The organism is Saccharopolyspora rosea (genome assembly GCF_025643595.1).
Taxonomy (GTDB): domain Bacteria; phylum Actinomycetota; class Actinomycetes; order Mycobacteriales; family Pseudonocardiaceae; genus Saccharopolyspora; species Saccharopolyspora rosea.
The window spans coordinates 3472419-3486848 of record NZ_CP102826.1 but is presented as its reverse complement, the minus strand read 5'-3'; the positions used below and the strand labels follow the sequence as shown (position 1 = coordinate 3486848).

Genomic DNA, 14430 nt, shown 5'->3' with positions numbered 1-14430 from the left:
CCGAGGCGCGCTGCGCCGTGTCGCACCCGCGCGGCGTCCGCTGGTGCGACGTGGTGCAGCAGGGGGGTGAACAGGCCGGGCCACGCCTCCGGATCCCCGGTCATGGCGGAGGCGGGAGCCAGAGGTCGGATGCGCGGGCGGCGGCGAGGCCCGGGGCGCCGCGGAGGCCGTGGGTCGGGAGCGCGAGCAGTTCGGTGACGACCTCGGCGACCGGCCCGCAGCGGTGCCACAGGGCGGGCGGGGAGCTGAATTCCATGTCCTCGACGCGGAATCGCGCGCCGAGCGCGTCCTCGGCCGAACGGGCGCGGAAGACGTCGACGGCACCCTGCGCGACCCGGAACCCCCGCACTTCGGCGATGTCGCCGGTGCTCGGCAAGTGCACGAACCGGAACCCGTGGCGCACGCTGGCTTCCAGCGCCCGGATGTGCGGTTCCAGCCAGGCTTCCGGCGGTGGGACCGAGTGGGTGTTCCCGGCGCCCATGAAGACCTCCCCAGTGGTGGATTTCCTTGGTGTTGCGAGGAATCGGGTGGACGGGTCCACCGGCGGGCACGTGGTGGGAGCCGTGCCCGCCGGTGGCATGACCCGCCGAGCGGAGGGCTGCGGACCCCGCTCGGCGGGACCCCGTGCGCTCGCGACGCGACCTCGGGGCTCGGCCTCCCGGGAGGCCGGATCGCATCGACGGCGCGGCGCGCGGGCGCGGTCGCGCGCACGGCGCGGCAGCACGGGGTGGAGGGATCGGAGGGGTGCCGGACCCGGTGCGGCCGGACCCGGGAAGCCCGATATCGTCGGGATCTTCCGGTATCACCCCGGGAGTCGTTGGTTCGGCCGCACGGCCGGATCTCCTCGGTTCCACGCGGTCCTGAGTTCCGCGGGACCGAGCCGGATTCGGTTCTGGTGCACGGTGATCCCCCAAAAGTCTGGAAATGCTTCCAGGTCGCTGGTCACCTCGATAATGTCCGGTAGCGATACCGCTACACCATTGCCAAAAACGGGTGATCACCTGGGCGAATCGCCGGATAGGATGTGTTGCATGGCCGCTACCGCAGGTACGCCGCGTGCCAGGGCGCTCTCCGCTGCGCTGCGCGAAGCAAGGACGGCGTCCGGGATCGGTGTCCGCGAGCTTGCTCGGCAGGCGGGCTTCCACCACGTGGAGATCTCCAACTGGGAGACGGGCAAACGTGTGCCGAAGACCGAGACGGTCGCCGCGATACTCGGATCACTGCGCGTGAGCGCGCAGGAGCGCGAGCGGATCCTCGATCTGGCCCGCAACGTGCACGAACCGAACTGGCTCACGGTCGGCCTGAAAGGCATCCCGCAGCAGCTCGCCGGAGCCGTCGAATGCGAGCGGGCGGCCACCTCGATCGTCGAATGGGCACCGATGATCGTTCCCGGTCTGCTCCAGACCTTGGACTACACGCGTGCGATCAAGTGCGTCGGCGGACTACCAGAGAGCGATACCGAGCTGCGCGTCATGTTGAGCGCGAGCAGGCGCGAGGTCATCACCAAACGCAACCCCGTCGACTTCGTGGCATTCATCGGTGAGGTCGCATTGTCCGAGCCGATCGGGTCGTGCGAGGTGATGGCCGAACAGCTCAACTACTTGATCGAGCTTGCTGGACGGTCGAACGTTGCGATCAGGATCGTACCGCTCGGCACCGGTTGGCATCCGGGCTTCGCTGGGCCTTTCGTCTTCTACGAGTTCCCCGACGCCTCGCCTGTCGTGCACTTCGAGCATCACAGCTCAGGGGCGTTCATACCCGCGGCTCACGACGTCGAGGAGTATCGCAAGGCGATCCGGTGGATTGATGATCTGGCGATGAGCGAGGACGACTCCACCCGGTTCATCGCCAAGGCGGTAGTCAAGTGGGAGGAGAGGACAAGTTGATGTTCCAGTATGCCTGGCAGAAATCCAAGTACAGCAACCTGAATGGGAACTGCGTTGAGCTGTCAAACCCGCGTGGTCTGATCCGGGACTCGAAGGATCCGGACGGTCCGTGGCTGGACGTGGACGTGGCCGGTTTCCTCCGGGCCGTGCGGGCGGGTCGCTTCGACCGCTGACCGCGGAGCACGGCGGAAGGGGCTCTGCTGCGGGAGCCCCTTCTTCGCTGCATGAGAGGCGGCGTGCTCGAATCAGTCCACAACGGACAGTTCAGCAGATCGCGGACCGCGCCGGCCGGCGTCGTGCGACGACGGCTTCCAGGGGCCGCGCCACCCCGCACCTGCCCGGTGGGTTCATTCCTGCGGGAGCACGACGGCCTTCACCGCCGTCTCGTCCCGGGCCGCGAGCGTCAGCGCCGCCGCCACGTCGTCGAGGCCGAACCGGTGCGAGACCAGCCGGTCGAGCGCGACCCGGCCGGACGCGGCGAGTCCGATCGCCGTCGGCCACGTGTTGGCGTAGCGGAAGGTGCCGGTCAGCTCGATCTCGCGGTTCTGCACGTGGGCCAGCGGCAGCGGGATCTCGGCACCACCCATTCCGACCAGCACGACCCGCCCGGCGCGGCGCACCCGGCGGATCCCGTCGGCGGCCACCGGGCCGACCCCCGAACACTCCAGGAGGACGTCCGGTTCGACACCGCTGTTGGCCAACGGCGTCTCGCGGACGTCGAGCGCGCACGTCGCGCCCACCTCGGCCGCCAGCGCCAGCCGGTGCGGCCGGACGTCGGTGACGACCACCTCGCTCGCGCCGAACGCCCGCGCGCACTGCACGGCCATCAACCCGACCGGACCGGCCCCCGTCACCAGGACCCGCGCACCGGGCGCCACGTGGCCCCTGCGGCACGCCCACAGGCCCACCGACAGCGGCTCGACCAGGGCGGCGGCCTCCATCGACAGCGAATCCGGGACCGGGTGGGCGAAATCCTCGTCCAGCGCGACGTACTCGCAGAACGCCCCGTCCACCGGCGGTGTCGCGAAGAACCGGACGTCCGGGCACAGGTTGTAGCGCCCGCGGCGGCACTGCTCGCACGTCGAGCACGGCACGCCCGGCTCCAGCGACACCCGCTGGCCCGGCGCGTGCCGGGTGGCGTGCGAACCCCGGGCGACCACGACGCCGCTCGCCTCGTGGCCGAGCACCAGCGGCTCGCGCACGACGAAGTCGCCGATGCGGCCGTGCTCGTAGTAGTGCGTGTCCGAGCCGCAGGTCCCCACCGCGTGCACGCGGACCAGCACCTCGCGCGGTCCCGGCTCGGGCACCGGGCGCTCCTCGACGGCGATGTCGCCCACACCGCGCAGCACCGAGGCGCGCATCGTCCTGGGCAGGTCGGTCATGGGCACCTCCGCCGGGCAGTTCTACCAGAACATGCCCTCGTGTTAACACACTCCGCGAGAGGAGTGCGGCAACGGGGGCAACCGCCTCGTCCGGGGATCGCAGTGCGCGGGCGCGGCACCGGGCCGACACTGATCCGGACTGCCTTCCGGACGCGAGGAGCGACATGCGGCCGAAGTACGCGCGAATGCTGGCCCTCGGCGTCGCCGCGGTGATCGCGGTGGGCGCGGCACCGGTGGCCGCCGACGCCGCCGACGGAGCGCACCGGTGCGCCGACACGGCCGACCCCGGGCGCGCGGAACCCGTGCGGGGCGAGCGGTTCATGGTCGCGGCCGCCCACCCGCTCGCCGTCGAAGCCGGCTGCGAGGTGCTGCGCCGGGGCGGCAGCGCCGCCGACGCGGCGGTCGCGGTGCAGGCGGTGCTCACCGTCGTCGAACCCGAATCCTCCGGATTCGGCGGGGGATCGCTGATCACCTACTGGGACGCCCGGACCCGGCGCACCGAGTTCCTCGACGGCCTCGCGCAGGCCCCCGCCGAGGTCACCGCGGACCTGCACACCCCGACCGAGCGGGAACGCCGGGAACACGGCGTCGACCGCTTCGACGACAGCGTCGACTACACCGGACGCGCCGTCGGCGTGCCGGGCACGGTGCGCGTTCTGGACCTGCTGCACGACCGGCACGGCACGACGCCGTGGCCGGCGCTGTTCACCGACGCGCGCCGCGCCGCGCTGGACGGGTTCGCGATCAGCCCCTACCTGCACGACGCGTTGCGGGAGGGCTGCGCCTACCCGGACATCCGGGCGCGGTACTGCGACGGGACCAGCCCCAAGCCGGTGGGCGCGCGGGTGACCAACCGCGACGCGGCCGGGGTGCTGGGCGAAGTCGCGGCAGGCGGCGCCGACGCGTTCTACGACCCGCACGGCACGATCGCCCCGGCCATCGTGCGCCGCGCCGCCGCCGGGCCGTTCCAGCCGCGTCCCGACGAGCACGGCCCGGCGGTGGTCCCGAGCCTGCTGACGGTCCGGGACTTCGCCGACTACCGCGCCCGCGAACGCCCGCCGCTGTGCGGGGAGGTCGTCGAGCACCGGGTGTGCACGGCGCCGCCGCCCGCCTCCGGCGGACTGACGCTGCTGAACACCCTCTCGCTGGCCGAACGCCACGGGATCACCGACCACAAACCGAACTCGCCGGACTACGCGCACCTGGCGATCGAAGCCAGCCGACTGTCCGGAGTGGACTCCCGCGCCCACGTCGGCGACCCGGCGTTCACCCACGTGCCGGTCGCGGCGCTGCGCGACCCCGCGTACCTGGACGGCAGGGCCGCGCGGATCTCGCCGGACTCCGCGGTGCACCCGGTGCGCCCGGGCCTCGCCCCGGGGCGGGACGCGGGCGACGGCCACGACACGACGAGCCAGGTGAGCATCGTCGACGGCCGGGGCAACGCGCTGTCCATGACGACGACCGTCAACCTGTGGTTCGGTTCCCGCCTGGAGGCGCGCGGCATCGTGCTGAACAACGCGCAGACCAACTTCGGCACCCCGGGCTCGCCCAACCGCGTGGAACCGTCGAAGCGCCCGGCCACCTCGATGGCGCCCACGCTGGCCTTCGACCCCTCGGGCACGCCGCGCCTGGTCACCGGATCCGCCGGCGGCGGCCCCATCCCCGACTACGTCGCCCAGTCGCTGCTCGGTGTGCTGTCCTACGGGATGAACCCGCAGGACGCGTTGAACGCACCGCACCTCAGCGGCCAGCGCCGCAAGGCCGACTGCGGCGGCGAACCCGACGTCGCCTCCGACGTCGAACGGGGCACCACCGCCGAATCGCTGCTGCCCGCCCTGACCGCCCGCCACCACCCGTGCCCCGCCGCGACGGAACTGCGCAGCGGCGCCACCGCCGTCGAGCGCACCGAGGACGGCACCTTCCTCGGCGCCGCCGACGACCGCCGCGACGGGGTCGCGATGGGGTTCTGAGGGCCTGTCTTGAACTCGTTTTGAGTGGCGGTGCCGGTTGCGAGACCACTCACCGAACGAGAGAAAGGCGGCTTGCTCTGCTTGCCGTCGTCCTTACGGACCGGTTCGAAGACAGGCACTGAGGTGCCTCGTTCCGGATCAACGGGCTCCGCAGTCGTAGAGGACCTGCGCGCCCGCGAGGTGGTCGAGCGGGGTCTGCTGCGGTGCTCCCGAACCGCCGTAGGCGCCGGGGTTGACCGGGGTGCACTGGTGCTGGACCCAGCTGGTCCGCTGGGTGGCCGCCGCGCTGCGGCCGAAGGCCGCGAGGAAGCTCCGCGAACCGCGGCCGCCGCCTTGGTGGTCGTCGTTCAGCAGCACGAAGCGCACACGTCCACTGTGGACCCACTGGACGAGTTCGGTGGGGGTCGGCGCCGGGTCGCCGCCGCTGAACCCGCCCATGCCGACCACGGTGGCGTCGGTGTTGAGCAGGTAGGGCTCGGCGCCCCGGGCGCCGCCCTCGACCGCCAGCGCGATCGGCGCCCCCGCGGAGTGAGTCTGGGCGTAGGCGAGGATCTTCCGCTGTTCCGCGGTCATCCCGCCCTGTGCGGCCGCGCGCAGCTGCGGTGGCAGCTGGCCCCGGGAGAACTGGTCGGCCAACCGCCGCAGCGCCTCGTTCGCGGCGGGGGAGCCGCCGATCCGGTGCGCGCCGCCGAACATGCTGCGCGGCGGACCGGCCTGGGCCATCGCGCCGATCTGCGACGAGGAGAACGCCGTGAACACCGACCAGCCCGCCGGGGCGAGCACCAGCGCCACCGCCGAGACCGCACCGGCCAGCAACGCCACCTGGCGGCCCGCGTTCAACCGCCCGATCACCAACAGCGCCACCGCCACGACGGCGACCGCGGCGACCGGGTAGCGCAGCCACCCGTTCCAGGCCGGATCGCGCGAGATCAACACCCAGGCCCAGGCGGCCGTGACCACCACGACGGCGGGCAGCAGCAGCCACCCGTAGCCCTCGGGGTGCCGGTAGCGCCTCCACAGCAGGACCAGGCCCGCCCCGGTCACCGCGGCGATCGCCGGTGCCATCTCCGAGGTGTAGTACGGGTGGAACTGGTTGCGCATGAAGCTGAGCACCGCAGCGACCAGCACCAGCCAGCCGCCCCACAGGATCCACCCGGCGAGCCGCGCGGGATCGGCGGACCGGCGCGAGCGCCATCCCGTGACGACCGCGACGACCAGCACCACCGCGCACAGCGGGAGCAGCCAGCTGATCTGGCCGCCGACCTGCTCGCCGAACATCCGGGTGATGCCCGGGGTGCCGCCCATGCCCCCGAACCCGCCGTGGCCGCCGTGCCCCGGACCGCCGTGCGAACCCGGACCGCCGAGCAGCGCGGTGGTGGCGGAACTGCCGAAGATGCGGCCGAGTCCGTTGTAGCCGATCACGAGGTTGAGCACCGAGCCGTCGGTGCTGCCGCCGATGTAGGGCTTCGGGTCCGGCCACAGGGCGGTCAGCGCGACCCACCACATCGAACCGGCCAGCATGACCGCGGCGGCGCCGAGCACCCGCAGCACCCGGCGCGCCACCGGAGCGCTCGCCCCGACCAGGTACGCCAGCGCGAACGCCGGTACCACGATCCACGCCTGCAACATCTTGGCCACGAAGCCGAGGCCGACCAGCAGCGCCGCCAGCATCAGCCACCGAGTGGAGTGCCGGGCGCCGCGCTCCACCGAGCGGGTGAACGCGTACGCCGCGGCCACCAGCAGCAGGACCATCATCGTGTCCGGATTGCTGTCGCGGTCGATCGCCACCGTGATCGGCGTCAGCGCGAGCACCAGGGCCGCGATCAGCGCGGCGTGCTCGCCGGCCCAGCGCCGCACCGCGCGGTGCAGCAGGAACACCGTGGCGACGCCCTCGACGACCTGGGGCAGCAGGACCGACCAGGAGTGGAAGCCGAACACTGCCGTCGACAGCACCATCGCCCACAGCGCCAGCGGCGGCTTGTCCACGGTCACGACGCCGACGGGGTCGAACGAGCCGAAGACGAAGTTCGTCAGGCCGTGCTGCATCGACTTCACGGCCGCGGCGTAGTACGGATTGCCCCAGTCTTCCGAGGTGATCCGCCACGCGTACAGCGCGGTGGCCAGCACGCAGATCCCGGCCAGGGCGAAGCCGGGCCACCGGCCTCGGCCCGTCGCGGCGGTGTGAGGCGCTGTGCGGACGGCGTACGCCGCACCAGTCATGCCGTGTCCTTTCTCGTGTTCTCTTGCAAGTACCGGATTTTCGCGGTGCGCGCCGCGATCATCGGTGTGTCGCAACGGTTTTCTCGGGTAACCGTTTGATTCGGCTGTCCAGCCAGGGCAGCGAGTCCGCGAACGCCTTCGACGCGAACTGCCAGGTGTGCCCCGCCTGGTAGGTGTGCACCGAGCACCGGATGCCCTTCGCGGTGGCCGTCGCGCACAACCGCCGGATCCCGGCTTCCTTCTGCTGAGGGTCGGTTTCCCCACCGCCCGACCAGCCCCGTCGGCCGCGCGGCCCGTAACCGGGTGCGCTGTCGTCGAACCAGCCCGCGGTGTCGGGGTAGGGCGCGTGGTGCCCGAGGACCGTCATCGGGTCGAACCGCGCCCACGCCGCGGCGTCGCCGCCGTAGAGCCGCTGGATCGTCTGCTGCTTCGTGCCGGTGTTCGGGCCCGGATCGCCGGCGATGTCCACGAAGCTGTCGAAGAGCTCGGGGTGCATGACGGCGAGGTCCGCCGCGCACGTGCCGCCCATGGACCAGCCCACGACCCCCCACGCCTGCGACGCGGCCGGCACGCCGAAGTGCGAGGTCACGTACGGGCGGACGTCCTCGGTGAGGTGGTCCGCGGCGTTCCCGCGCGGACCGTCGACGCACTCGGTGTCGTTGTTGAAGGTCCCGCCCGCGTCGACGAACACCAGGACCGGCGCGTACCCGCCGTGCGTCTGCGCGTAGTGGTCGATGACGGGCAGCACGTCACCGGCGCGCACCCAGTCGGCGGCGGTGTTGAACTCGCCGCCGATCATCATGATCGCGGGCAGTGCGGGGGGTTTCGCGCCGGCGAACCACGCGGGCGGGAGGTAGACGTACTCCTGCCGGTGCGGGAACTGGCTGGCGGTGTCCGGGGTGGTCACGGCGACCACCCGGCCGGTGGGGGCGGGTTCGCCCCGCAGGGCGGGCAGGTCGGCCTCCGACACCTGGCCCGGCAGCGGCCCCGCGGTGATCGTGCCCCACGCCTGCGAAATCGTGCGGAAGTAGCCGACCCACTGGTTGAGCACGAGCGCCACGCACAGCAGGCACAGCGGGACGACGAGCACCGACAGCCCGCGCCGCCACCACCGCGCCCCGCGCCAGCCCGCGACGAGGACCACCAGCGAGCCCGCGGTGACCCCGATCCACACCCACAGGCTGGTCGGAGCCGGGTCGGTGGCCAGCCCGCTGTCGTCGAACCAGGCCAGCACCGCCAGGGCGCCCGCCACTCCCGCCCCGGCCGCCACCGGAACCCACAGCACCCGCCAACGCCGGGTGCGCCAGCCGATCGCGGCCAACAGCAGCAGCACGACCACGATCTGCACGGTGACCGGCAGCCAACCGGACAACAGCGAAACGCCGCGGTGGTCACCGGCGCCGAATCCACCGCCACCAGGCGGGTGACCCACGTCCATGGTCACAGAGTGCACCGAGCGCCGCGGGGCGCGTTCGGCCAATTGACAGGTCTGCCCCGCTTCACGCGGTTTCGACGCCGAATTGCCAGCGATTTCCCAGGGAAATCCCGGCCTGCGTTGACGCGCGGAACCCGGCGCATCCGACAGCGCGGCACATCCGCGCCGAATCCCCGCGAAGCGACGTCCCGGCGCGGATGTCGCGAATCCGCCGCTGGCGAAGGGCTCCGGGCCGCGGCCGGATGTGGTCCGATGGAGGGATGAAGATACGCATCGGAATCGGATCGGACGAGGTGCACGCAGCGCCCGGATCGTTCACCGCCACCGTCGACCAGCTCGAAGCCGCCGGGGTCGATTCGTTGTGGTTGTCCGAAATCGTGTACTCGCCCCAGGTCGAACCCTTCATCGGGATGGCGCACGCGCTGGCGCGCACCACGCGGCTCAAGGTCGGCACCGGGGTGGCCGTGCTGCCGGGCAGGCATCCCGTGCTGGTCGCCAAGCAGCTCGCGACGCTGGCAGGCCTGGCGCCGGGCCGCGTGCTGCCCGTGTTCGGGCTGCGGCCGGCGCGGCGGCGGGAGCGCGTGCTGTTCCCGGTGGCCGCGGGACGGCGGGCCGCGCTGTTCGACGAGTCGCTGCGCCTGCTGCGCCGACTGCTGGCCGAGGACGAGGTCTCGTTCGACGGCGAGTTCCACACCCTCGACGGCGCGACGATCGGACCGCGACCGGCCAAGCCGCTGGACATCTGGCTCGGCGGCAGCGCGCCGTCCGCGCTGCGCCGGGTCGGACGGCTCGGCGACGGCTGGCTGGCCAGCTTCCTGACCCCGGAGGAAACCCGGCGGGGTCGCCGGACCATCGAGGCCGCGGCGGCCGAGGCCGGACGGGAAGTCGAAGCCGACCACTACGGCATCAGCATCGCGGTCGCCGACGGCGACATCCCGGCCCGGCTCGTCTCGACCGTGCGCGAACGGCGGCCCGACACCGATCCCGCCGAAGTCGTCCCGACCTCCTGGCGCGCCGCGCGCGACCTGATCAACCGCCACATCGACGCGGGCCTGACCAAGTTCGTCGTCCGGCCCGCCGGTTCCGCGCGGTCCTTCCGGGAATTCCTCGACCGGTTCACCGAGGAGCTGCTCCCGCTGCAGAACTGATCGCGATCCCGGTGTTCGCGATGTGGGACGCGCTCCACGAGCGGGCGCCGGTTGCGTAGCATCCGGTGCATGCGCAGTGGTTCGCCGCTCCTGGTGGTCCGTCGGCACGTGGACATGTGCCGGGTCGCCAGCGCCGCCTGTCGCGCGTGACGCCTCCTCCCGCCACGTCAGCGCTTCCGCCCACCCGACGGGTAACCATGACCGAGACGTCACGCGCCGGCGGCATCCACCGCGTCCGACAGGTCACTGTGGACGATCCGTTGCTCCGGCCGCTGTTCGCCGAACTGGCCCAGGAGTACGGCAGCCGTTACGGCAGGACCGACGAGCTGCACCGCTTCCCGCCCGAGGAATTCGCGGCGCCGCACGGCGCGTTCCTCGTGCTGACCGAGAGCGGTCACGCGGTCGCCGGGGGAGCGTTCCGGCGCTACGACGCGGACACCGCCGAGCTCAAGCGGGTGTGGACGGCATCGTCGCACCGCCGTCGGGGTCTGGCGCGCCGCGTGCTGCGGGAGCTCGAACACCGCGCGGCGGCGCTGGGCTACCGGAGGGTGTTCCTCACCACCGGGCCGCGCCAGCCGGAGGCCAGGGGCCTCTACCTCGCCGCCGGTTACACCCCGCTGTTCGACCTCGCGGCGGATCCGGAGTCGCTCGAACACCTGCCGTTCGAGAAGTCCCTGCCGGCTGCCTGATCCGCTGTCCGTCCACATCGGAGCATCGGATGTCGCTCGTTCCTCCCGCAACACGCCCGGTCCAGGACGCCCGGCTGCACCGGCAGCTCGGCTTCTGGAGCCTGACCACCGTCGGCCTCGGCAGCATCATCAACACGCCCGGTCCAGGACGCCCGGCTGCACCGGCAGCTCGGCTTCTGGAGCCTGACCACCGTCGGCCTCGGCAGCATCATCGGATCCGGGTGGCTGTTCGGGGCCCTCTACGGCGCCCGTGCCGCCGGTCCGGCGGCACTGCTGTCCTGGCTGATCGCCGGTGGTGCCTTCGCGCTGATCGCCCTCGTGCTGGCCGAGCTGGGCGCCGGCCGCCCGGAGTCCGGCGCGCTCGTCCGCTGGCCGCTGCGGGCCAACGGGCCGCTGGTCGCCGCGGTGGTCGGCTGGTCGGTCCTGCTGGCGATCGGCGCGGCGACCGCCTCGGAGGCGTCCGCGATCGCGCAGTACGCCAACCGGTACGTGCCGGGTCTGTACCGCGGCGGTGTGCTCACGCCGCGGGGACTGCTCTGCTCGGTGCTGCTGCTCGCCGTGCTCGTCGCGGTCAACTGGTTCGGCGTGCGCGTGTTCGCCCGGGTCAACGCGGTGGTGACGACGCTGAAGTTCCTGGTGCCCGCGGGGACCGCGCTGCTGATGCTGGCCTCCGGGTTCCACCCGGAACACCTCACCGCGGGTGGTTTCGCGCCCTACGGGTGGGCAGCGGTGCTGAGCGCGGTGGCCTCCGGCGGAATCATCTTCTCCGTCAACGGTTTCGCGTCCATCGTGGAGCTCTCCGGGGAGGCCCGGAACCCGCGGCGCGACATCCCCCGCGCGGTGCTGACCGCCATCGCGCTGGCCGTGGCGCTCTACCTGCTGCTGCAACTGGCGTTCCTGCTGGCCGTGCCGGACGCGCTGCTCGTGCACGGCTGGCGGGGCATCGACCTCTCCTCGCCGTTCGGCGAACTCGCCCTGCTGCTCGGCCTGGGATGGCTGGCCGGGGTGCTCTACGCCGACGCGGTCCTCTCACCCGCCGGATCGGCCCTGGTCGGCGCCGCCGAGGACAGCCGCAAGGGCTACGCGCTGGCCAAGAACGGCCTGATCCCCGGATTCTTCGCCGACGTGCACCCGGCATCGGGCGTGCCGCGCCGGGCGCTGCTGGGCACCTTCGCGTTCAGCCTGCTGTGGCTGGTCCCGTTCCGGGGCTGGCAGGAGATCGTGTCGGTGCTGGGGGACCTGTTCCTGCTGACCTACTCCGCCTCCGCCGTGGCGGGCGGCGTGTTCCACGCCGCGGAACCGGAACGCCGCGCCGGCGCGGTGCGCGGGTTGCGGTGGATCTCGCCGCTGAGCTTCGTCGTCGCCACCGAGATCGTCTACTGGTCCACTTGGGACAAACTGGGCGCCGGACTCCCCCTGGCGGCCGGTGGTGTCCTGGTGTTCGGCCTGTCCCGGCAGGGCCGCGCCGCGTTCGGCGCCGAGTTGCGCCGCGGCCTGTGGCTGGTCGTCCACCTGGCGGTGCTGTTCGCGGTGTCGGGTCTGGGGTCCTTCGGCGGCGCGGGCTGGCTGCCCGCACCGTGGGACTCCGCGCTGGTCGCCGTGGCCGCCGTGCTCATCTACCGCTGGGGAGTCCGCTCCGGCATCGCTGTGCAGCGGACTCCCGGCACCGCCACCCAAAACGAGTTCAGCGGCAGGCCCTGAGCCGCGTGCCGGTCAGCAGCACGACCGGGTCGCCGAAGAGGGCCCGGTGGGCCTCGTCGAGGACCCGGCCGTAGCGGTCGGCCGCGTCGGCCACCGTCTCGGCGCGCACGTCCCACCCGAGCGCGCGCAGCCGTTCGGCGACGGGCCTGCGGGGCTCGCGGCTCCACAGCTCGCGCACGTCCATGCCGTACTCGCGCGAGGCCGCCTGGAACCGCGGGTCCGCCAGCACCGCCTCGACGTCGGCCACGTACTCGACACCGACCCGGCTGCCCGGGGCCGACAGGCGGTCGATCTCGGTGAACAGCCGCTCGTCGGCGGCCGCCGGGAGGTAGGTCAGCAGCCCCTCGACCAGCCACGCGGTCGGCCGCTCCGGGTCGAACCTGGCGGCGTGCAACGCCCCCACCCAGTCCTCGCGCAGATCGGCGGCCACCACGTGCCGGGTGCAGGCGGGGACGGCACCGGCCTCGTCGAACACCTCGTCCTTGAATCGCAGCACGGCGGGCTGGTCGACTTCGAAGACCTCGCAGCCGGCGGGCCAGTCCAGCCGGTGCGCCCGGGCGTCGAGCCCGGCGGCCAGCACCACGACCTGGGTGATGCCCGCACCGGTCGCTTCGGCGAAGTACTCGTCGAAGAACCGCGACCGCACCGCGAGGAAGTCGGCGAGCCAGCGCCACCAGTCGGGGAGCCCTTCCTCCGGCCGGGTGGGCATCGGCACCGGTGGCCGCGCCGCGGTGACGAACCGCTCGGCGAACTCGTCGCGGACCAGCGCGTCCGCGCGGTGGCCCTCCAGCGCGCGCGCCGCCGCGACGCCGAGCGCGGTCAGCCCCACGCTCGACACGATGTCCCACTGGTCGGCCGTGCTCGCCACCGCGTCACCTCCGGTATCTGGTTTCGTGAGTACCACTAAACAGAGTGCCACCGGGGCGCGCGCGGCGGAGCCCGGAGGTGATCGCGCACACCCCGAGGTCGCCCGGACGTACCAGCCGGGTCAGTGGGGGAGCTCGGCGGTGATCAACGCCGTGTCGAACGGCAGGCCCAGCGCGGCGGTGGGCAGCGGGCGCCCGTAGGAGCGCGCCACCTCCTCGGCCGCCCGGGACGTCACCCGCCACCCCGTCGAGGCCAGCCGCTGCGCCGGGTCGGCGCGGTGGTCCGGGTCGGTGAGCGCGCTCATGTCCACGCCGAACGGCTTGGCGAACTCGGGCAGCACCGCGCCCTCGACCATGGCGGAGTAGGCCCGCGCGAAGTACTCCACCGCCAGCGCGCTGCCCGGCGCGGACAGCCCCTCGACGGTCGTGAGCAGTTCCTCCTCGGCAGCGGCGGGCAGGAAGGTCAGCAGGCCCTCGGCCAGCCACGCGGTCGGGCGGGCCGGGTCGAACCCGGCCGCGCGCAGCGCCCCGGCCCAGTCGTCGCGCAGGTCGACCGGCACGGTGCGGCGGGTGCACCGGGGCTCGGCGCCGTGCTCGGCCAGCACTTCGTCCTTGAACTCCAGCACCCGCGGCTGGTCGATCTCGTAGATCACCGCGCCCTCCGGCCAGTCCAGCCGGAACGCCCGCGCGTCGAGCCCGGCGGCCAGCAGCACCACCTGCCCCGCACCCCGCTCGGCGGCGCCGGTGAGCGCGGCGTCGAAGAACCGCGACCGCACCCCCTGGAACCGGGACATCAGCGCCCAGAACGCGTCGGTGCGCGCGGCCACCGCCTCGTCGTCGGCCGCGGTCGGCCAGGGCTCGCCGGGACGGGTGGGCAGCCGGGGGGAGGTCCGGGCGCGGTCGACGAACAGCGCGGCGAAGGGGTCGTTGACGAGTCCGGCCGGATCGCTGGTCTGCACCGCACGTCCGGCGGCGACCAGCAGCGCGGTGAAACCGACGCCGCTGACGATGTCCCACTGCGCGAGCCCCGACCGACCGGTCATGCCGCGGCCTCCTCGTTCACCCGATCCGGTAGTAGACGGCGCTGGCCGATCTTGCCCCACGGTCGCTGCCGGGATGGTGTGAAGCGCGTC

At 72.8% G+C, this 14430-nt stretch carries 13 protein-coding genes; 7 read left to right on the top strand and 6 right to left on the bottom strand.

Annotated elements, in window-relative coordinates; all coding sequences use genetic code 11:
• Positions 1 to 100: 100 nt before the first annotated feature.
• Positions 101 to 481: a hypothetical protein gene (locus NV263_RS16240; RefSeq protein ID WP_263247140.1), complete on the bottom strand. Its 381-nt coding sequence runs from the start codon at positions 479 to 481 to the stop codon at positions 101 to 103.
• A gap of 550 nt (positions 482 to 1031) precedes the next feature.
• Between NV263_RS16240 and NV263_RS16235 the strand changes: the two genes are divergently transcribed.
• Both NV263_RS16235 and NV263_RS16230 read left to right on the top strand, forming a co-directional pair.
• Positions 1032 to 1886, top strand: coding sequence for a helix-turn-helix domain-containing protein (locus tag NV263_RS16235; protein WP_263247139.1), 855 nt, complete (start codon positions 1032 to 1034; stop codon positions 1884 to 1886).
• Positions 1886 to 2059, top strand: a complete 174-nt coding sequence (locus NV263_RS16230) for a DUF397 domain-containing protein (RefSeq protein WP_263247138.1) — start codon at positions 1886 to 1888, stop codon at positions 2057 to 2059. Before NV263_RS16235 ends, NV263_RS16230 begins: the two co-directional genes overlap by 1 nt.
• A 174-nt stretch (positions 2060 to 2233) precedes the next feature.
• Here the strand turns inward: NV263_RS16230 and NV263_RS16225 are convergent, their stop codons facing one another.
• Complete coding sequence (locus NV263_RS16225; RefSeq protein ID WP_263247137.1) at positions 2234 to 3268, bottom strand: NAD(P)-dependent alcohol dehydrogenase; 1035 nt, start codon at positions 3266 to 3268, stop codon at positions 2234 to 2236.
• Between the two features lie 164 nt (positions 3269 to 3432).
• Between NV263_RS16225 and NV263_RS16220 the strand changes: the two genes are divergently transcribed.
• Entirely contained in the window at positions 3433 to 5238 is a 1806-nt protein-coding gene (locus NV263_RS16220; RefSeq protein ID WP_263247136.1) for a gamma-glutamyltransferase family protein, read from the top strand.
• A gap of 138 nt (positions 5239 to 5376) precedes the next feature.
• Here NV263_RS16220 and NV263_RS16215 read toward each other — a convergent pair whose 3' ends face one another.
• The gene (locus tag NV263_RS16215; protein ID WP_263247134.1) at positions 5377 to 7458 is read right to left on the bottom strand and encodes a glycosyltransferase family 39 protein; all 2082 of its coding nucleotides are present in this window, start codon (positions 7456 to 7458) and stop codon (positions 5377 to 5379) included.
• Between the two features lie 58 nt (positions 7459 to 7516).
• A complete protein-coding gene (locus NV263_RS16210) occupies positions 7517 to 8896 on the bottom strand; it encodes an alpha/beta hydrolase (protein WP_263247133.1) in 1380 nt (459 codons plus the stop codon).
• A gap of 257 nt (positions 8897 to 9153) precedes the next feature.
• Here NV263_RS16210 and NV263_RS16205 point away from each other — a divergent pair, with 257 nt between their 5' ends.
• The 4 genes from NV263_RS16205 to NV263_RS16195 all read left to right on the top strand — a co-directional run bounded on the left by NV263_RS16205 (position 9154) and on the right by NV263_RS16195 (position 12431).
• Positions 9154 to 10041 carry a TIGR03854 family LLM class F420-dependent oxidoreductase gene (locus tag NV263_RS16205; protein ID WP_263247132.1) on the top strand — a complete coding sequence of 296 codons (888 nt, stop codon included), beginning with the start codon at positions 9154 to 9156 and terminating at the stop codon, positions 10039 to 10041.
• Positions 10042 to 10110: 69 nt separating this feature from the next.
• Positions 10111 to 10191, top strand: a complete 81-nt coding sequence (locus tag NV263_RS30720; protein WP_380760175.1) for a putative leader peptide — start codon at positions 10111 to 10113, stop codon at positions 10189 to 10191.
• A gap of 47 nt (positions 10192 to 10238) precedes the next feature.
• The gene (locus NV263_RS16200) at positions 10239 to 10730 is read left to right on the top strand and encodes a GNAT family N-acetyltransferase (RefSeq protein WP_263247131.1); all 492 of its coding nucleotides are present in this window, start codon (positions 10239 to 10241) and stop codon (positions 10728 to 10730) included.
• Positions 10731 to 10886: 156 nt separating this feature from the next.
• Positions 10887 to 12431: an APC family permease gene (locus NV263_RS16195; RefSeq protein WP_263254220.1), complete on the top strand. Its 1545-nt coding sequence runs from the start codon at positions 10887 to 10889 to the stop codon at positions 12429 to 12431.
• Here the strand turns inward: NV263_RS16195 and NV263_RS16190 are convergent.
• On the bottom strand, positions 12415 to 13299 hold the full coding sequence (locus NV263_RS16190) for an SAM-dependent methyltransferase (protein WP_263247130.1): 885 nt from the start codon (positions 13297 to 13299) through the stop codon (positions 12415 to 12417). The genes NV263_RS16195 and NV263_RS16190 overlap by 17 nt on opposite strands.
• A 120-nt stretch (positions 13300 to 13419) precedes the next feature.
• Complete coding sequence (locus NV263_RS16185; protein WP_263247129.1) at positions 13420 to 14340, bottom strand: SAM-dependent methyltransferase; 921 nt, start codon at positions 14338 to 14340, stop codon at positions 13420 to 13422.
• Positions 14341 to 14430 lie beyond the last annotated feature (90 nt).

Excerpts from the sequence above, each read along its gene's own strand:
- NV263_RS16240 (WP_263247140.1), bottom strand. The coding sequence starts at position 481 with ATGGGCGCCGGGAACACCCACTCGGTCCCACCGCCGGAAGCCTGGCTG.
- NV263_RS16235 (WP_263247139.1), top strand. The coding sequence starts at position 1,032 with ATGGCCGCTACCGCAGGTACGCCGCGTGCCAGGGCGCTCTCCGCTGCG.
- NV263_RS16230 (WP_263247138.1), top strand. The coding sequence starts at position 1,886 with ATGTTCCAGTATGCCTGGCAGAAATCCAAGTACAGCAACCTGAATGGG.
- NV263_RS16225 (WP_263247137.1), bottom strand. The coding sequence starts at position 3,268 with ATGACCGACCTGCCCAGGACGATGCGCGCCTCGGTGCTGCGCGGTGTG.
- NV263_RS16220 (WP_263247136.1), top strand. The coding sequence starts at position 3,433 with ATGCGGCCGAAGTACGCGCGAATGCTGGCCCTCGGCGTCGCCGCGGTG.
- NV263_RS16215 (WP_263247134.1), bottom strand. The coding sequence starts at position 7,458 with ATGACTGGTGCGGCGTACGCCGTCCGCACAGCGCCTCACACCGCCGCG.
- NV263_RS16210 (WP_263247133.1), bottom strand. The coding sequence starts at position 8,896 with ATGGACGTGGGTCACCCGCCTGGTGGCGGTGGATTCGGCGCCGGTGAC.
- NV263_RS16205 (WP_263247132.1), top strand. The coding sequence starts at position 9,154 with ATGAAGATACGCATCGGAATCGGATCGGACGAGGTGCACGCAGCGCCC.
- NV263_RS30720 (WP_380760175.1), top strand. The coding sequence starts at position 10,111 with ATGCGCAGTGGTTCGCCGCTCCTGGTGGTCCGTCGGCACGTGGACATG.
- NV263_RS16200 (WP_263247131.1), top strand. The coding sequence starts at position 10,239 with ATGACCGAGACGTCACGCGCCGGCGGCATCCACCGCGTCCGACAGGTC.
- NV263_RS16185 (WP_263247129.1), bottom strand. The coding sequence starts at position 14,340 with ATGACCGGTCGGTCGGGGCTCGCGCAGTGGGACATCGTCAGCGGCGTC.